We start from the raw sequence: 18,975 nt of genomic DNA on the forward strand, positions 1-18,975 counted from the left end.
AGCAGTTGCAGTAGATGGTTAGTTATGCATGGAACAGCCGGGAACAGCTCCGCGAAGTAGGAGCTGTTCCCGGCTGTTGTTATTGATACACGTCTGTTCATTCATAACGAATGATCGCGAAACAAACGAATGCTCTAAGCAGAGCTATGTGATTCCAAGAGATATTATGCGCTATAATACATGCATGGATTGTGAGAAAGGAATGTATGTATGAAGAAGATCATTGTCATCGGTGCGGGTATTCTGGGGGCCTCAACAGCCTATCAGCTTGCAAAATCGGGAGCAGAGGTCCTGATCGTGGATCGAAAGGACCCTGGTCAGGCTACAGATGCGGCAGCAGGCATTCTATGCCCGTGGATATCACAGCGGCGTAACCAGGCTTGGTACAAGCTGGCCAAGGAGGGGGCACGCTTTTATCCCCAACTGATCGCAGAGCTTACCCATGAAGGGGAGACAGATACGGGCTATGCTCAAGTAGGGGCACTTAGCATTCACTATGATGAGGATAAGCTTGCGAAGCTGGAGGAGCGTGCACAGCAGAGAAAGGCTGATGCAGCCGAGATGGGGGAGATTAGCAGACTATCGCAGTCGGAGACGCGGGATGCTTTTCCACTGCTGGCTGAAGAATATCATTCTGTTCTCATTAGTGGGGCGGCACGTGTTGACGGTCGTGCACTGCGAGATGCCTTGCTTCGCTCCGCTGAGCGCTATGGGGCACGGCTCGTGCAAGGGAGTGCCGAGCTACAGTATCAGGGGGATTGTGTAACCGGAGTTGTCGTCAGGGATGTAACTGAGCACGCCAACGATCCGGGCAATAGTGGAGAAGAGGAGACGGTCATGACATATGCAGCAGATGAGGTTGTCGTGTGTGCGGGAGCGTGGGCTAGTCAGCTGCTGGAGCCACTGGGACTAGACTTCCAAGTGCATTACCAGAAGGCGCAAATCCTCCATTTGCAGACGACAAATGCCGGCGATACAGGGAGTTGGCCTGTAGTCATACCGCCTTCGGATCAATATCTGCTGACATTCGACCAGCAACGGGTCGTAATGGGGGCAACACACGAAAATGATATTGAAGGCTATGATACCAGCGTGACTGCTGGCGGAATGCAGGAGGTGCTGAACAAGGGCTTGGCCGTGGCCCCTGGTCTTGCTGATAGTACGCTGCTGGAAGTAAGGGTGGGATTCCGTCCATTTACGCCTGGCTTTTTGCCTGTGCTTGGAGCGGTTCCCGGCTGGAAGGGCTTGTTTGCAGCAAATGGACTTGGAGCCTCCGGCTTGACAGTAGGACCTTATGTGGGAAGTCAATTGGCGAAGCTGGTGCTCGGTATGGAAGCGGATATCGATCTTGAGCATTACGATCTGCAGCAAGCCATCAATAAGCGACAATAAGCTCAGCTATAAGGGAAGCGTACTGGCTTCTAGCTTCTGTGTGCTAATTCTGCATAATGAATTCAAGAAATATCAAAAGACCTGGATTGGATAGAGCCTCCACTTCCGGTCTTTTGATATTTCTACGAATGCAGCGTTGACCTTAGGTCTGACCTAGGGTGTATGCTGACTGCTGAAGCTGTGAAGGCAGTGATCCAAGTAGAAGAGAGTAGAAGAATTCAGGTGGAAAAATTCAAGTAGAAGAACTCAAGTAAATCAACTCAAGTAGAAGAATTCAAGTGCAAAAAACGAAGTGAGGGCTAGACATCAAAACAGTATGCCAACTGTAGGATTAGACAGATGAAAGCCAATCCATTCCTGTGGCAGTCAAGAGAGGAAGAATCGTATGAGGAAGAAAATCGCCATTGTCATGCTCGTATGCGTAGTATTGCTAACAGGCGTCGCAGGGTATATTTTGCAGCAAAACAGTTTCGAAATGGTAGAACAGCAAGTAGTAATTAATTCACCGCAAGGCAAACTGACTGGAACCTTGGTCTTGCCAGAGCAGTATACGGGGAAATTAGGCCTGGTCTTATTCATTCATGGCGACGGTCCCATTGATGCCACCCACGATGATGGCTACAAGCCACTATGGGAGAAGCTCGCATCACTGGGCTATGCCTCATTATCTCTCGACAAACGAGGGCTAGGCGGTTCGGAGGGAGACTGGCTTCAGCAGAGCATGGAGGACCGTGTTCAGGAAGCTCAGCAAGCGCTGGCATGGGCAAGGACCCAACCTATGATTGATTCCGAGCATATGGGCGTATGGGGAGCAAGTCAGGCTGGATGGGTCATCCCCAAGCTTGCAGGTGAAGAAAAGTTGGCCTTCAGTATCCTTGTCTCTCCTGCGATCAATTGGCTAACCCAGGGGGAATATAATACACGGAGCCAGATGGCAAAGGACGGCTCTACGCCGGAGGAGATTGAGCAGCAGGTGGCGTATGAGCATCAGATTAAAGGTCTGCTGAAGCAAGGAGCCTCCTACGAGGAGTATATGAGGCTGGCGCATCGGAATGACAGGATGTCCCCGGAGCGCTGGGGCTTTGTCCGTCGCAACTATACTTCGGATGCCACACAGGACCTGCACAACTTCAAGTCGCCTGTGTTGCTTCTGTTGGGCGATCGTGATGTGAATGTGGACATCAAGGAGACAGAGCGCCTATACCGTGAGCAGGTGAGCCCGGCTTCCTTGCTGACGGTCAGAGTTTTTGCGGATACAGAGCACTCCATGTTAAGGACCTCGACGGCAGATTCCCCGTTCAGGGCGCTGCTTATCAGTCTGTTCGCTCCCCGTAGGATCACAGTAGAGGGGTATATGGACGAGATTGAGAAGTTCCTCATTCATACGAAGATTGAACCTTCCGAATCTATCCAGTAGAATTATACGGGGAACTGTGTCGATGGAGGGAGCTAAAGCTGGTATGAACTGGTTGGACATTAGCAAAGCAAAGGATGTAGAGCAGGTTCGCGAGGCCGTAACCAGGCTCGATGTGAATGAAGTAGATGAACAGGGACGGACCCCGTTGATTCTGTTCATGACCTATCGAATGCCAATTGAAGGTGTTCGTTGTCTGCTGGAGCATGGACCAGATCTGGAGAAGGAGGACAGGCTTGGGAAAACGGCCCTTAAGAAGGCAGTAAAGTTCAAGCAGATCGAGGCCGTTAAGCTGCTAGTGGAGAGCGGAGCACGACTGGACTCACCGCAAGGGATTCTGGGTACCGCCTGGCAGGAGGCTAGAGGGAACCCGAGGATCGCAGATCTGTTGCTGGATACGCCAGGAGCTGTGCGATTAACGTTAACTGAGGAAGAGCAAGAGAAGCTGGAGGCCATCCTATATGAGGAATCGACGGATGTGGTCATCTCGCGGATTCGCGAGCTGGACTCGGATGTGATACTGCACGCGGTCGTGAACGACTATAACTGGGATGATGGCCCAGAGCCGATGAAGGCTGTCTTTGAGCATCCCGCATGTGCAGAGATTACGATGCTCGATATGTATGAGTTAATGGAGGCAGATTACTGGTTGTCTCTGGAGCCAGAGGAAGTTAATCAACGAATGGATGGAGCGGCGTACACCAAGCTTGCACTGTCGATTAAGGAGAAATGCTCGCTATAATAGTGACAATACTTACATATGAAAGAGGAGAGCCGGAATAAGGTTCTCTTTTTTTGTTTTTAGACGCATACGGATAAACGCCAATACTTCATTTCAATACTTATCAGCACTTATATCCACATTACAGGTAGTGAAAAATTCACAATAGTAAAATCAAATAGTGTTATCTTGTACATTCACATGAATCCCATACTATCTGCTCTCTATCCATATACCTTCGTCACAAAGGGAAGAGCAAGCAGACTGAAATTAATGTAAATTTTATCCACAAAAGAAAACTAGAGCACAAAGTAGTTGGTGTAATGATTGGTTTTTTTTGCAAATATACCTTACACAAGGATTGACCCCATATTTAATGCGAAGTATAGTGATATCAAGTGAGCACGGTATAGTGATTAGTGAGCAGAATGTGTCCAGAATATCGGGAACGGAGTTCCTGAATTTGTGACGCATTTTTTTTGTAGAGGAAAGAGGAATGCGGCTTTCCGTAAAGCTGACCCGAAGATCCAAGATCCAATGCTCCTTGGGGGAATAAGTATGGTGTAGTCGCCATTTGCTGTACATATTCATAACATGCTATTGAAGGGGATGACAATGATGTCTGAATCTCCGAGCTCTTTGCCGATTGGAAAGCTGTCCATTTTGCTGGCGGTGCTTCAGGGCCATTCATGGAAGGAAGAGATCGAGCAGCAGCTCACGGACCAAGGCTACAGGTATACGATTGGTCGTGTGGGAGCGATGGATATTACGAAGGTCGTGGTCGCGATGGAGACTGCCGCGAAGAATAATCACATTATCGACAGTCAGTCCTACCGTGAGGTGCATGCGATGTATCATGCCATCATTGAAGCGATTCAGGGGCTTGGGCGCGGGGTGTTCCAATTTGGCGATATTCTGAGAACGGTGGGGTTGACCTTCGCGATTGTCCGGGGCAAGATGGAGGGGGCTGTTGCACATGAAGGCGAATGGATCGCTGTCAGTGTATATGGAACGATCGGTGCGCCTAAAAAGGGATTTGAGCACGAAGCGATCGGCTTCGGCTTTAACCATATCTAGGAGGAGCTACTTGTAACAGTGAATTGCTCAAATTAACTAGTATGAAATGGTGTTCAGTAGTGCTCATTAGTGTTCTTTTAGTATCTATTCGTGGGGTTCGATCCGGATCGGCCATTTAGTGATTAGAGAGTCTAGAAAAGCCGGTACCAAATGTTATTTGGTATGGGCTTTTTGTCGTACCCAATGGTCCTCACAGCTGCAAGGAGATCTTCACCCTGAGGTCTTAATACATGACAGGAAAGCAGGTGCCTGGATGCAGTCAACCGTAGACAAGACTGTCGTATTGGATGGTCAATCTTTAACCTTGGAGCAGTTGGTACAGGTGGCTCGTTACGGAGCTAAAATTCAGCCCTCTGAGGGCAGTCTGGGTAGGGTAAGGCACGCCCGTGAATATGTAGAAAAGCTACTGCGTGAAAGGAAGGTTGTCTATGGGCTGACCACTGGCTTTGGTAAATTCAGTGACACATACATTGAAGGCAGCGATGTGCAGCAGCTTCAGCTTAATCTGATTCGCAGCCATGCTTGTGGGCTGGGAGAGCCCTTCTCTAGCGATACTGTGAGAGCCATGCTCCTGCTGCGGATTAATGCGCTGCTGCTTGGTTATTCAGGGATACGGGCGGAGGTCGTGGGGCAAATGGTCGACATGCTTAATTATGGTGTCACTCCCGTCGTTCCACAGCAAGGCTCGTTGGGAGCAAGTGGTGACCTGGCTCCGTTAGCGCATATGGCACTGGTACTGATCGGCGAGGGCGAAGCGTATTATGAAGGACAGCGTATGCCAGGTGCTCAGGCGCTGGCGTCAGCAGGATTGCTTCCTGTCGTACTGGAGGCCAAGGAAGGTCTGGCCTTGATTAATGGTACGCAGGTGATGACAGCGGTGGGGGCGCTCGCATGCTATGATGCGTGGAATTTGGCTCGTTGGTCCGATTGTACACTAGCTTTGACGGCAGAGGCGCTTCGTGGGGTGAAGGATGCTTTTGACCCGCTCACGCATCGGCTCAGACCTCAGCCCGGTCAAGGTTATGCTGCGGATAATTTCAGGGCACTAACACGGAGCAGCAGACTGTTGTCCACGCAAGGCGAGCTTCGTGTGCAGGATGCGTACTCCATTCGCTGTGCACCGCAGGTCCATGGCGCTAGTCGAGATGGACTGGCGTACATTCAGGCGAAGCTTGATATCGAGATCAATGCGGTCACGGACAATCCTCTAATTTTCCCGGAGCAGGACCGAGTTATTTCGGGTGGTAATTTTCACGGGCAACCGATTGCGTTAGCTATGGATCATCTGTCGATCTGTTCATCGGAGCTGGCGAATATAGCGGAGCGTCGAATTGAAAGATTGGTCAATCCACAGCTGAATGAGGGGTTACCGCCATTTCTGACTGAGCAAGGTGGGGTACAGTCAGGGTTCATGATCGCGCAATATGCTGCAGCAGCCCTCGTGTCCGAAAATAAGTCGCTTGCTCATCCGGCCAGTGTCGATTCGATTCCTTCGTCCGCCAACCAGGAGGATCATGTCAGCATGGGGACGATTGGTGCTCGCAAGGCCAGACAGATTATTGATAATGCCTATTCGGTGCTGGCTATTGAGCTGATGTGTGCAGCACAGGCTGCGGATTACCGGGGACCGGAGCAGCTGGGGACAGGAACGAGGTGGGTATACGAGCAATGTCGGCAGCGGGTGTCTTTTGTACAAGAGGATCGCGTATTGTCCACGGACTTTCGTACATTGGCAGAATGGATGAAGGCTACGAATCTAAAGGCTGCAATAGCGGAGATCATCTTCATGCATTAACAACACGCATAAGTGTTACGCATTAACTACATGCATAAGTGCCACGCATTAAAACCCTGCATTAGTACCACAACAAACCTGCATTTCCATTTAGTGGAGTTCGAACTTCACATTCATCTTAGTGTACAGATTGGAATCCTTAACGTCTTCAGTTCAGTAAAGTAGAACAACCTCCAAATGTGTCCGAACTATATTAGGAGAAGGGAATGATTATTAATGAAGGGGAAAAATAACTGCAAATCAAGCGAGCCGGAACGAAAGATCACAGCACCGCGTGGAACAGCCTTGCATACTAAGGGCTGGGTACAGGAAGCTGCTCTTCGTATGCTGATGAATAATCTGGACCCGGAAGTGGCGGAGGCTCCTAGCCAGTTAGTGGTCTATGGTGGGATTGGAAGGGCTGCACGCAACTGGGACAGCTTCGATGCCATCGTTCGTTCACTGAACTCTCTGGAGGAGAATGAAACACTGCTCATCCAGTCCGGTAAGCCAGTAGCTGTATTCCGTACACATAAGGATGCCCCACGTGTGCTGCTCGCGAACTCCAATCTGGTACCGGCTTGGGCGAACTGGGAGCATTTCCACGAGTTGGACCGCAAGGGACTGATTATGTATGGGCAGATGACGGCGGGAAGCTGGATTTATATCGGTAGTCAGGGGATTGTGCAGGGTACCTATGAGACCTTTGCGGAATGCGGACGACAGCACTTCGGCGGCAGCCTGAAGGGGACAATTACCGTTACGGGTGGTATGGGCGGCATGGGGGGAGCTCAGCCGTTGGCGGTCACGATGAATGGTGGCATCTTAATAGGCGTGGATGTGGATGCCAGCCACATAGAGAAACGGATCAATACCCGCTACTGCGATGTCATGACCGATCGTCTGGATGAAGCGATTGAGCTGGCTCAGGCTGCGAAGACTGAAGGTCGCGCATTGTCCATCGGGCTCGTAGGCAATTCAGCAGAAATATTGCCGCTCATGCTGGCACGCGGATTCATTCCTGACATCATTACAGACCAGACCTCGGCCCATGATCCGCTTAACGGATATTTACCGAAGGGCTACACGCTGGAGGAGGGGCTGAAGCTGCGAGCGGAAGATCCTGCTCATTATATGAAGCTGGCTCGGCAGAGCATGGCTGAGCACGTATCGGCGATGCTGGAAATGCAACGGCAGGGAGCCATTGCCTTTGATTACGGCAACAATATTCGCCAGGTCGCCTATGACGAAGGTGTCGCGGATGCTCTTGCTTTTCCTGGCTTCGTACCAGCCTATATCCGGCCCCTGTTTTGTGAAGGAAAGGGACCTTTTCGCTGGGTGGCTCTGTCTGGTGACCCGGAGGATATTCGGAAGACAGATCAGGTCATTCTGGAGAACTTTGCGGAGGATGAGCATTTATGCAACTGGATCAGACTGGCAGGTGAGAAAATCGCGTTTCAGGGATTACCCTCTCGTATTTGCTGGCTGGGCTATAGAGACAGAGCCAGATTTGGTCGCATCATCAATGAGATGGTAGCTTCTGGAGAGCTGTCAGCTCCCATCGTTATTGGTCGTGATCATCTGGATGCTGGCTCGGTAGCGTCGCCCAATCGGGAGACGGAGGCGATGCGTGATGGTAGTGACGCTGTTGCTGATTGGCCGATATTGAACGCGCTGCTCAATACTGCAGCTGGAGCCAGTTGGGTATCTCTGCACCATGGTGGTGGCGTGGGTATGGGATATTCCATTCATGCCGGAATGGTTGTAGTTGCGGATGGAAGTAAAGAGGCCGGCGAGCGGCTAGAACGTGTATTGACGACCGATCCAGGCATGGGCGTCGTCCGACATGCTGATGCAGGATACCCGTTAGCTGTAAAGACGGCACGAGACTATGGCATACATATGCCAATGCTGTAGGAAAAGGGGGCGATACCTTGTTATATATCCGACATGCGGAGCAGATCGTGACCGTTAGCGGGAGCAATACAGCACCAAGAGTGGGAGCTGAAATGAATCATTTGAACATTATCGAGTGCGGCGGTGTTGTGCTGGAGGGAGAGCGTATTGCTTTTGTAGGGACGCATGCCGAGGCCGAAGCCTATGTTCGGAGTCTGGAGTTCGATAGACGGCAAGCGCTGCATATTATTGATGCTACAGGAAAAACGGTCATTCCGGGCCTCGTAGACCCGCATACACATCTGGTATTCGCTGGAACCCGTGAGTTTGAGCTGGGACTGCGTTTACAGGGAGCCACTTACATGGATATTTTGAACGCGGGTGGTGGCATCCTCCGCACAACAGAGCAGACGCGACAAGCGACAGAGCAGGAATTGAAGGAAGCAGCTCTGATGCGGCTGAATCGGTTTCTTGAGTATGGGGTGACGACAGTGGAGGCGAAGAGTGGCTATGGCCTCTGTACAGCAGATGAATTGAAGCAGCTACGAGTGGTGTGTGCATTGCATGCTGAGCATCCGATCGAGCTGGTATCTACGTTTATGGGTGCGCATGCTGTTCCAACAGAATATAAGGCATCTCCCGAGAGCTATGTACAATTGCTGATTGAGGAGATGATTCCTGCGGTAGCAGAGCAGCAGTTGGCAGAATACTGTGATGTGTTCTGCGAGAAAGGCGTCTTTACGCCCGAGCAATCGAGAGCTATTTTACTGGCTGGACTACGATACGGACTGAAGCCGAAAATTCATGCTGACGAAATTGTGAATACTGGCGGGGCTGAGCTGGCAGCTGAGGTAGGAGCGGTCTCGGCGGAGCATCTGCTGTGTGCATCCCCTCACGGCATCGAGGCCCTGGCCGCTGCTGGGGTTATCGCCGTGCTGCTGCCAGGGACAGCGTTCTACCTGATGGCCCGTCCGGCAGACGCTCGGGGAATGATCGACCGTGGTGTGCCTGTAGCCTTGTCCACGGACTGTAATCCGGGCTCCAGTCCTACGATGTCGTTGCCATTAATCATGAATCTGGCCTGTCTCACGATGAAGATGACACCAGCAGAGGCCTTGACAGCATGTACCATTAATGCAGCGCATGCGCTTGGTCGAGCAGATCGGATCGGAAGCATTGAGGTTGGCAAGCAGGCAGATCTCGTCATCCTTGATGCCCCAAGCTATACCTTTATGACTTATCATTACGGCGTTAATCTGACCAGCACGGTGATCAAGAAGGGAAAGCCTGTTGTGCTAGGAGGCAAGCGGGTTCGAAGCAAGATGGTGGTCGGTGGAGAAGGCGGGTTGAGTAGGGAAATATGAGGCTAGAAGTGGTCTAGAAGCGGTCTAGAAGCAGTGTAGTAGCCGTCTGGCAGCCGTTTGGCAGGAATAGGCTCAAGACCTTAATGAGGAAATAACCGTTATAAGGAGCACGATACGATATGCGCGACAATGATAACGATATGCAAGATAGCAAACGAGATAGCAAGAGACATTATAAAAATTCACGAGATAGACATGTGCGAGATAGACATATACAAGGTAGCGAGATACATGATAACGACGTACATGATAAGGATGTACATGATAAGGATGTACATGATAACGATGTACATGATAACGATGTACAAAATGACAACGTACAAGATGATTGTTATGAGGCTCAATATATTCAAAATAACCGCATTCAAGATAATCGCATTGAAGATAACACGATCGAATCATCACAGCATAGTGATGGGCATTGGTCGCCTATCACGGTGAACGCAGCCCGTCTGCATCATAGTATTGAGACACTCGGAAAGATCGGCCAGAATGCCGTAGGAGGCTTGGACCGAACGACCTTCACGCCAGCAGAGCTTGAGGCACGAGCCTGGCTCATCGACGAGCTAGAGCGACTTGGATTGGACGTATCGCTTGATTCAGCTGCGAATATTTGGGCCAGACGGCAGGGTAGTGAAAGGGGGCTCCCGCCGATCGTATTCGGCTCACATATCGACACGGTCCCGAGTGGTGGACGGTATGACGGCGCACTGGGTGTACTGCTGTCACTGGAGATCATGAAGGTGCTGATGGAGAGAGGAATCAAGACGAGGCATTCGCTGGAGCTGGTATCTTTTAGTGCAGAGGAACCCAATCCCTTCGGTCTGTCCACGTTCGGTAGTCGATCTGTAGCAGGCAAGTTAGGAAGTGCGGATCTTGAGGGCGTACAAAACGAGGAAGGAGTAATGCTCGTAGATGCTTTGCGTCTAGCCGGGGGGAACCCGGATCGCTTTGAGGCATGTCGCCGTAGTACGAATGATATGGCCGCATTTCTGGAGGTACATATCGAACAGGGCAAACGTCTGCAGGCTCGTAACATTCCCGTAGGTATCGTTACGTCCATTACGGGAATCTACCGGGAGGAAGTGGTTGTACTTGGGGAGGCCAATCATGCTGGTACTACGCTCATGTCTGATCGCATGGATGCCCTGATGGGTGCATCCGAGTTAATGCTCGCCTTCGAAGCGGAATGCAGAATGCATCCCGAGGAAGAGACGGTAGGGACGATTGGAAGAATCCATAATGAACCGAATGCTGCCAATATTATTCCTGGCAAGGTGAGCTTCCATATGGAGATACGGGGACGAAGTCGAGTACATATTCAGCAAGTGCTGGACGCCTGGGAGCTTCATGCAAGCCGAATTTGCCTAGAACGGGGGTTGCATCTCACGCGTCGCCTTCTGCTTGATCAGTCTCCTGTGGCTATGGATGATACGGTTATTACCTTGTGCAGAAGGGAAGCTGAGGGCTTGGGCTATTCGCATACGCTGCTAGGGAGTATGGCAGGTCACGATGCAGCGCATATGGCCGCACTAACCAGGGCGGGCATGTTATTCGTGCCAAGTCTGGGCGGCAAAAGTCACTGTCCCGAGGAAGAGAGCCTTATTGAGGATATTGAGAAGGTGGGAAATGTCCTCCTGCACACCATATTATCCTTGGATCAGCAAGAAAACGAAGGGGAGTGAGAACATGGCTAAGCTCTATACAGCAGATGTCATGTATGTGGAGGAGAGCTTTAAGCCCAACTACGGGCTGGTAGAGGAGCATGGACGTATTGTAGCGATTGGCCCTGTAGTGCAACTTCGTCAGGAATATCCTCAAGCCGAGGAGGTCTTCTTGGCAGGGCATGCGATTGCTCCGGGCACTGTCAATGCGCACAATCACTCCTTTCAGAGTCTACTACGGGGAATTGCCGTAGATCGACCGTTCCTGGAGTGGAGGGAGCAAGCACTTTATAAATATACTCCGCTACTGGATGAGGAGGCTATTTACACCGGGGCACTGCTGGCTTTTGGCGAGATGGCCCGTTATGGAGTAACTACGGTGAGCGACTTCTTCTATATACATAACGGAGGCACAGCTTTTGACGAGGCAGTCATTCGGGCAGCTCAGGATGTGGGCATCCGACTTGTGTTGGCCCGGACCATGTATGACTGGAGTGGAGCACCAGTAGCCTATCGGGAGACGGTGACCGAGGCCGTGGAGCGAACCCATGCCCTTGCGGTCAAGTATCAGGGGAATGCGATGGTCACCGTGCATCCAGCACCGCACAGTCCGCATGCAGCCTCGCCGGAGATGATCAAGGCCGGGCATCGTCTGGCGGTACAGCTGGATACCCCTTTTCATATCCATGTAGCCGAGGAGATGTTCGAGGTCCACGATACGCTTAGGGATTACGGACTGCGCCCGCTTCACTATCTGGATTCTCTTGGAGTGGTGGATGAACGAATGATTGCGATCCATCTGGTCTGGCTGGAGCAGTCGGAGATTGAGTTGATAGGCAGCAGAGGAGGCTCGCTCGCCTATTGTCCTTCAAGCAACATGTTTCTGGCGGACGGTGTGACTCGTATTCCGGAGCTGATGAAGGCTGGGGTCAAGATAACGCTGGGCTCGGATGGGGGCTGCAGTAACAATCGAATCAGTGTGTTTGAGGAAATGCGGATGTGTGCTCTTCTGCAAAAGGTGAACCGCCTGGATGGAACATGTATTACAGCGAAGGATGTATACCGTATGGGGACGGCCCGTGCAGGAGAAATCCTGCGCCTGCCGATTGGGAGATTGCAGACGGGAATGGCTGCAGATTTTGTCGCACTGAATGTGCACGATCTATCCCTGACGCCCAAGACGGAGCTGTTCGCCAACATGGTGTACGCGATGCAGCCAGGTGCGATTACCCATGTAGTCACGAATGGCAAGCTCATTGTAGACGAGGGACTGCTTGTGAACATTGCAGAGCGTCAGATTGTCAGCCGTGTGGATGAGTTGTTCGAGAGGCTGGCAGGGCATCACCATTGACAGATTGAGCCGGCAGATGTACAGTCCAGTTCTTACAGCAGTTTCTTGTTTATAATAGTAACTACAATAGCTATAACTAGTGGTTTTTTAAATCGCAAGACATGCTTGAGATGCCTTATTTCACCCTTACAATCTCGTGAACTCGTTGAAAGATGAACTTCTTCTTTGCACCTCCATCTCATCTGTCTATCTTGCATGTTTGTTCAGAATTGGTTCAGTGGGGTGTGATACGGTAGACCTATATCTTTTGCACATTCAAGAACGCAGCTAAGTAAGTGGCTGAGCCTTGAATGAAACAAACAATGAGAAGAGCGAGATGGGAGTCTACAGCATGAATAACGTAAAAATGACAGCTGCGCAGGTTGCTGCAGTGCTATTGTTGCTTGCACCTGCGTTGCCGCCTGCAGCAGTGGACGCAAGCGGGGCAACAATATCTGCCGTATCATCTGGAGCGAGTATAGGGGCTGTATTCACAGATGCAGCAGATCTAACCGAGCAACAGCGGCAAATGATCAGCCGGGCTATGGAAATGGGGGTCATTCAAGGTAATACAGATGGTACCTTCCGTCCTGCAGCGGATCTTACCCGCCAAGAGCTGGCAGTATTGCTGGTGAAAGCCCTAGAACTGCCTCTGCCAGAGAGTTCCCGCTCATCATTTAAGGATGTCCCTGCAGGGAGCTGGAGCAGCCCATATATTGAAGCGGCCAAGAGCGCTGGCTGGGTCCAAGGAACCGGGGAGAATACGTTCAATCCCAAGCAGAAGGTTACAGGCCAAGAGCTGATCGCTGTGCTTGTGCGTGCTACCGGTGTACAGGGAACAGCAGAACAGGTGGTGGCCGATCAGGCTATCGCAGAGGATTCATTGCCAGCTGAGTGGACCGGAGGAAGTGATTGGGCAGAGCCGCTGCTACGAGTAGCCTATGAAGTAAATTTGCTGAGTGACTATTCAGGAGGCCTGTCGCCAGCTGCGCCCGTCAACCGTGCAGATGCAGCGGGGATGCTAGTATCTGCTTTCTTCCCGCAACAGCGGGCATCTCTACTGAAGGATGTCCAAGAGGGCTTCGCAATCATCAATGGTGTACGCTACCAGATTGGTACAGAGCTTCAGGGAATTCTGAATCCAGACAATAGTACGGTGCTGCATGATGCCAAAGTAGAGTTCCGTGCCACCGGCCGCACACTTGATCAGCTTCTCGCATTGGAGATTGTTTCGGGAGGACTTCCAGCGAACACAGGTGCAAAGGAATTTAGCGGTAATGTGACGCTTAACGGTCAGGGAGCTTCCTTGGAAGGTAATCTGACTATAGCCGGGGATTTTGTATCTGTAGTCGATCTGAAGGTGAATGGGGACCTGACCATTGCCCCGAATGTTCAGCATGATTTTTATGCAGAGTCGCTGCAAGTGAAGGGTCAGACGTTCGTACAAGGTGGAGACAGTGATACGGTCGTATTCCAGCAATCGAGCCTGAATGAAGTCTCCGTTACCAAGAAGGACGTGCATGTCGTTGCTTCAGGAAATACAACGATATCCAGTATGACATTAGAATCTTCGTCAGCTATAGACATAGATACCGGGGCTACTTTACCTCGTCTTGTGCTGACCGACGGAGCCTCTGCAGTCGAATTAAATGGAAGCGTTGGCACAGTGCTGACTACCAATTCAGAGCCTGTCAAAGTAACCGGAGATGCCACGATCCAAAAGCTTATCATTGATGGAGCAGGGGCCGTGGATGTCGATACGACAGGTACAATTGCGGTGCTTGAGGTCAATCAGACCGGGGAGAACGTACAGCTGGGTGAGAATGTCAAGGTAGAACAGGTTGCTGCTAACTCCAACGTGTCTGAACGTGTCGTTGGTGCGGCAAGTCAGACAACAGCGACCACTACAGCAGGCTCAACAGATAGTACGTCAAGTTCGTCCAATCGGGCCCCGGTCTTGAAGCATGCCATTCCAGATCTACTCTTGACGGGCAACGGACAGGACTATGTTGTCAACTTGTCTGATTACATTCAAGATCCTGATGGAGATACTCTGACCTATGCAGCGGTCTCCTTGAGAGCGAGTGTTGCGAGAACAACCGTCAGGGATGGGAAGCTGTACCTCACGCCAGGCAATGGAGGCTCATCTACCATCAGACTCACGGTGAGTGACCCCCGTGGCAAGAAGCTAACGGCTTCTTTTAATGTCATCGTCAATGCACCGCCTGTGCCGACACCTATACCTGATCAGCAACTGCGTGTCAATGAGCAGCCCGCAGAGCTGGATGTAAGTGCGTATTTCTCAGATCCTGAGCATGCAGCTTTGAAGTATACAATCGCATCGACCGACAACAGTATTGTATCCGCTGTGATTACGGGAGCGCAGCTTCGCCTGACTCCTCGACAAGCAGGTCAAGTATCGATTACGGTCACTGCAGATGATGGACAGGTAGCGGCGGATGGCACAACTGGACAAGCTTCTGCAACTTTTGAGGTACATGTGGAGGCAGCCGAGCAACCGGGTAACAATCCACAACCCGAGCCACAGCCTGAGCCACACCCACAACCACAACCTGAACCTGAGAACCATAGTCCGATTGCCCAGACTTTAATGCCAATCATGCTTATACCAGAGGCACCAGGATATGATCTGGATCTATCTCAGGTATTCTCAGACCCGGATGGAGATATGCTCACCTATAGTGCTTGGAGCTCTGATCCCAATCTTGCCTTCGTGCAGCTCACTGGGAATCTGCTCCATGTGCAGGGGGTGGCTGCTGGTTCAGTGACCATATTCCTGCAGGTAGATGATTCTCGTGGAGGGGTGGCTCAAGCGATGCTGCAAGCAAGTGTTCTCCCACTGCCGCCAATGAATCAGCAGCCAGTTGTCACGAATACGCCGAGCATGATGAATCTGATCGTAGGTCATCCACAGCAGGAGCTTGACCTGTCACAGATCTTCTCCGATCCGGACGGAGATGCGCTTACTTATGAAATTAGTGTCTCTGATTCTGATATCGTAGAGGCCGTGGAACAAGCAGGCATGCTGAGCATTCAGGGGCGGATGCCAGGGAGTGCATCCATTTCCATTACCGCCAAGGATGGAAGAGGGGGGCTTGTCAGTACACAACTGAACCTGAACGTCTTGTCTGCAGCTTCCATAGGTTCAATCCCGGAGCAAAGATTAGAATTGGGAGCACAGCCTTGGGGACTTGATCTTTCGCCATTTTTGTCGAATTTTGATGAGTCCACTCTATCTGTCACGGCGGCCACCTACGATTCATCAATAGCAGATGTCAGTGTGAATGGAGCACTGTTATCACTAATCCCTTATAATATCGGGGCAACAACAGTGACTATGAGCGTATATGATGGCTATGGTCGCTCACAGTCGGCTCAATTCCCGATACTGGTATCACTTCCAGCTGTAAATAATCGTGCACCGCAGGTGGTAGCGTCTATTAGTTCTCAGATCCTGACGCCAGGGATCACCAATCCAAGGAACTATGATGTAAGCCAGCTATTCGCGGACGAGGATGGGGATGTGCTTCAATTCACGGCCGTCTCTAGCCTTGCACAGGCAGTTCAGGTCCAAGTAACAGGCAATACCCTGACCTTAGAGCCAGGAATCTTGAATGGTACAGCAACGATTACGGTTACGGCGGACGATGGCAAAGGAGGCACGAATACGTATAGCTTCGAGGCGTCGAATGCACAGCTCGTAAATGCTGGATTGACCCTAGTCGACGTAAAGTACGGTCTGCCTTACAAAACGATTGATCTGAATAGGTATTTCCCAGAAGCATTCTCGTTCAAGGTCTATAAAGGAACAGCGGATTCCACCTTCATCGGTCCGAATGCGCTGAACAGCGCAGAGATCAAGCTCTCAGCAGATATGCTCTATACTTGGGTCGTCGGTGCGGATGGCAGAGCGGTGGTGTTCATGGCTAGACAGGCTGCACAGCAGCCAGTAGGCTTGTATTTCTCACAATATCTGGACGGTGGAGATGGTCGACAAGCCATTGAGCTGTATTATAATGGAGACGGCACGGGGGAGCGGGCTACAGGCTATACGCTGGAGATTCATCGCTTCATGAAGCAGACACAGAGCATGAACGTAGTAGCTATGCCACTTAACGCTCCGTACCCTAACATGCCATTTATCATTATCGGAGATATCTTCTACGATGCCATGGATATTATGAATATATGGTACTACAACGAGGAGGCTGTATTGCACCGTCCTACAGAGTTTAATCTGGTAGCCCTGGTACTGAAGAAAAACGGGGTCGTGGTGGATGTCCTCGGAAATCCAGCTGCCTCGCAGAGCCAGCTAATGGCTAATGGAGGAACGATTGTGCGTAAGAGCGGTATTTCCTATGGCTCATCTGAATTCAGCCTGGCGGACGAATGGAATGTCTTCCCTAAGGGGACATATCAATATTTTGGGACACATACTCCGTAAGTCACAACACAGTGCCTCTGGCAGATTCGTGAACTAATCCTGCCAGAGACGCTTCGTGGTCTGTGTTGATCAGGTAGAGAGTGCCTTTTCCCATAGCTGACAGCTTTCTAGCATGCTGTGCTCGACTATGCTAAGATGTGCTTAGCTCATGGTGAATTCTTCTTGTATGAATGAGGTGTGAGAACTTTCATTCTACATGAATTCATCATGAGCTATTTTTTATTAAATTCAGGCAAAATTCAGGCAAATTACAATTCTACAGGCAGCTAGCAAAATACGAAACTATATTACACAGCATGGAGGTTATTGGATGATTCGATGGGGAATTCTTGGCGCAGGATATATTGCTAAACGCTTTGCAGCCTCACTACAAAACGAACCTAACAGTACATTATATGCCATCAGTGGCCGTGATGAGTTGAAGTTAAAGATGTTTGCAGAACAGTACCCCTCCGATAAGCTGTACGTATCACATGCTGAGATGCTATCAGATCCTAATGTTGATGCGATCTATCTCGCATTGCCACATCATTTACACCATGAGTGGGCCATCAAAGCGATGCATGCAGGGAAGGCGATCTTGTGTGAAAAACCTGCATCCTTGAATCTCAAGGAGATGCAAGACATCGCAGATACGGCTAAAAGTAAACATGTTCTCTTCATGGAGGCCATGAAACAGCGCTTTGTACCCGTATATAGAGAACTGCGGTGTAGAGTGGAAGCAGGTGAAATCGGTAACATTACCTCGATACATGCGAGTTTGTGTAATGAAATGCCTCCAGAAATGAATACATATCATGTTCAAGCAGGCCCAGGTGGCGCGTTGCTGGATGTGGGAACCTATTGTGCAAGTTGGATCGAGGACTTTTCGCTTGGAAACATTCAATTGGAAGCTGTAGCTGCTTCACAACGAGACTCCATTGATTATTACGTGGATGCCAAGCTCCGTGTGGGTGACGTGCAAGCGGGCCTCGAATGTGCATTTGATCGCCAGAAGGAACGAAAAGTCGTGCTCCAGGGAGAGAATGGGAGTATCATAGTCGAAGACCTTCATCGACCTGTGAGCATGCTGGTCTGTCGAGATGGATATGAGCCTGAGAGGGTGCAACTTCCCTATGAATTCGATGATTTCTATAGCGAAATCCATCATTTTGTAGAGTGTCTGGAAAATGGACGAACTGAAAGTCACATTATGCCACTGTCAGCTTCTCTGCGTTGTGCAGAAGTTCTGGATACAATACGAGCGGGTCTGACATATACTCCAGAATGCCTAGACGTATTGGTAGAACAAGAAAAGACACTTCAATATGATCGCTTTGGGGCTGAGGAAGCATTAAAGCTGGGGAACATCATCGCAGAATTAGCGAAGGATTATGACCGTGAAATTGCTGTCTCGATCTTCCGCGAAAGTGATGACCTTGTGTTATTTCAATATATGATGGACAGCAAGTCAGCTCGGAATATTAGCTATATGGAGGGTAAACGAAGAGCCGCCCTGGCAACAGGGCATTCCAGCCTGTGGATGCACGTGGATCATGTCTTGAATCATAACTGGAATAGAGAGATGGAGAATGTACCCCATTTTATTCCTACCGGGGGAGCATTTCCTGTTCGGGTAAACAATGAATGGGTTGCGACACTTGCACTAAGTGGACTGCATGAAGGTAGAGACCATGAGCTTGTCATTCGTGCTCTAAGTGTTGCTCTAGACAAGCAAGTTCCTGTTTTCCCATGTGCGGCGATTTGAGACACTGGAATGTTGGACTAGACTTACCCATGACACTGTAAAAACAACATGAAGAAGCCGTTCCACCTCTGAGGGAGGAGGGACGGCTTTTTCGTAATGCGGGAATCAAATCTTATATTTGATCTGGTCAA

At 50.5% G+C, this 18,975-nt stretch carries 11 protein-coding genes; all 11 read left to right on the forward strand.

The window, feature by feature from the left end; genetic code table 11:
• The first annotated feature begins 210 nt into the window (after positions 1-210).
• Complete coding sequence (locus MKX74_RS12135) at positions 211-1,392, forward strand: NAD(P)/FAD-dependent oxidoreductase (protein WP_341178527.1); 1,182 nt, start codon at positions 211-213, stop codon at positions 1,390-1,392.
• A gap of 385 nt (positions 1,393-1,777) precedes the next feature.
• A complete protein-coding gene (locus MKX74_RS12140) occupies positions 1,778-2,809 on the forward strand; it encodes an alpha/beta hydrolase family protein (RefSeq protein ID WP_025679127.1) in 1,032 nt (343 codons plus the stop codon).
• 43 nt (positions 2,810-2,852) lie between these two features.
• The gene (locus tag MKX74_RS12145) at positions 2,853-3,548 is read left to right on the forward strand and encodes a DUF4274 domain-containing protein (protein WP_341178528.1); all 696 of its coding nucleotides are present in this window, start codon (positions 2,853-2,855) and stop codon (positions 3,546-3,548) included.
• 588 nt (positions 3,549-4,136) lie between these two features.
• Positions 4,137-4,604 (forward strand): hut operon transcriptional regulator HutP, encoded by a 468-nt coding sequence (gene hutP, locus MKX74_RS12150; RefSeq protein WP_445667267.1) that lies wholly within the window; start codon positions 4,137-4,139, stop codon positions 4,602-4,604.
• Positions 4,605-4,857: 253 nt separating this feature from the next.
• Positions 4,858-6,399, forward strand: coding sequence for a histidine ammonia-lyase (hutH, locus tag MKX74_RS12155; protein ID WP_341178529.1), 1,542 nt, complete (start codon positions 4,858-4,860; stop codon positions 6,397-6,399).
• Positions 6,400-6,615: 216 nt separating this feature from the next.
• Entirely contained in the window at positions 6,616-8,295 is a 1,680-nt protein-coding gene (hutU, locus tag MKX74_RS12160) for a urocanate hydratase (protein ID WP_341178530.1), read from the forward strand.
• A 17-nt stretch (positions 8,296-8,312) separates the two neighbouring features.
• A complete protein-coding gene (gene hutI, locus MKX74_RS12165; RefSeq protein WP_025679510.1) occupies positions 8,313-9,638 on the forward strand; it encodes an imidazolonepropionase in 1,326 nt (441 codons plus the stop codon).
• A 119-nt stretch (positions 9,639-9,757) separates the two neighbouring features.
• Positions 9,758-11,323 (forward strand): Zn-dependent hydrolase, encoded by a 1,566-nt coding sequence (locus MKX74_RS12170; RefSeq protein WP_341178531.1) that lies wholly within the window; start codon positions 9,758-9,760, stop codon positions 11,321-11,323.
• Positions 11,324-11,327: 4 nt separating this feature from the next.
• Positions 11,328-12,653 carry an amidohydrolase family protein gene (locus MKX74_RS12175; RefSeq protein WP_341178532.1) on the forward strand — a complete coding sequence of 442 codons (1,326 nt, stop codon included), beginning with the start codon at positions 11,328-11,330 and terminating at the stop codon, positions 12,651-12,653.
• Between the two features lie 331 nt (positions 12,654-12,984).
• Entirely contained in the window at positions 12,985-17,097 is a 4,113-nt protein-coding gene (locus MKX74_RS12180) for an S-layer homology domain-containing protein (RefSeq protein WP_341178533.1), read from the forward strand.
• A 310-nt stretch (positions 17,098-17,407) separates the two neighbouring features.
• Positions 17,408-18,844, forward strand: a complete 1,437-nt coding sequence (locus MKX74_RS12185; RefSeq protein ID WP_341178534.1) for a Gfo/Idh/MocA family oxidoreductase — start codon at positions 17,408-17,410, stop codon at positions 18,842-18,844.
• The last annotated feature ends 131 nt before the right edge of the window (positions 18,845-18,975 follow it).

This window comes from Paenibacillus sp. FSL K6-1230, assembly GCF_038002385.1.
GTDB lineage: Bacteria > Bacillota > Bacilli > Paenibacillales > Paenibacillaceae > Paenibacillus > Paenibacillus massiliensis.

Excerpts from the sequence above, each read along its gene's own strand:
- MKX74_RS12135 (WP_341178527.1), top strand. The coding sequence starts at position 211 with ATGAAGAAGATCATTGTCATCGGTGCGGGTATTCTGGGGGCCTCAACA.
- MKX74_RS12140 (WP_025679127.1), top strand. The coding sequence starts at position 1,778 with ATGAGGAAGAAAATCGCCATTGTCATGCTCGTATGCGTAGTATTGCTA.
- MKX74_RS12145 (WP_341178528.1), top strand. The coding sequence starts at position 2,853 with ATGAACTGGTTGGACATTAGCAAAGCAAAGGATGTAGAGCAGGTTCGC.
- hutP (WP_445667267.1), top strand. The coding sequence starts at position 4,137 with ATGACAATGATGTCTGAATCTCCGAGCTCTTTGCCGATTGGAAAGCTG.
- hutH (WP_341178529.1), top strand. The coding sequence starts at position 4,858 with ATGCAGTCAACCGTAGACAAGACTGTCGTATTGGATGGTCAATCTTTA.
- hutU (WP_341178530.1), top strand. The coding sequence starts at position 6,616 with ATGAAGGGGAAAAATAACTGCAAATCAAGCGAGCCGGAACGAAAGATC.
- MKX74_RS12170 (WP_341178531.1), top strand. The coding sequence starts at position 9,758 with ATGCGCGACAATGATAACGATATGCAAGATAGCAAACGAGATAGCAAG.
- MKX74_RS12175 (WP_341178532.1), top strand. The coding sequence starts at position 11,328 with ATGGCTAAGCTCTATACAGCAGATGTCATGTATGTGGAGGAGAGCTTT.
- MKX74_RS12180 (WP_341178533.1), top strand. The coding sequence starts at position 12,985 with ATGAATAACGTAAAAATGACAGCTGCGCAGGTTGCTGCAGTGCTATTG.
- MKX74_RS12185 (WP_341178534.1), top strand. The coding sequence starts at position 17,408 with ATGATTCGATGGGGAATTCTTGGCGCAGGATATATTGCTAAACGCTTT.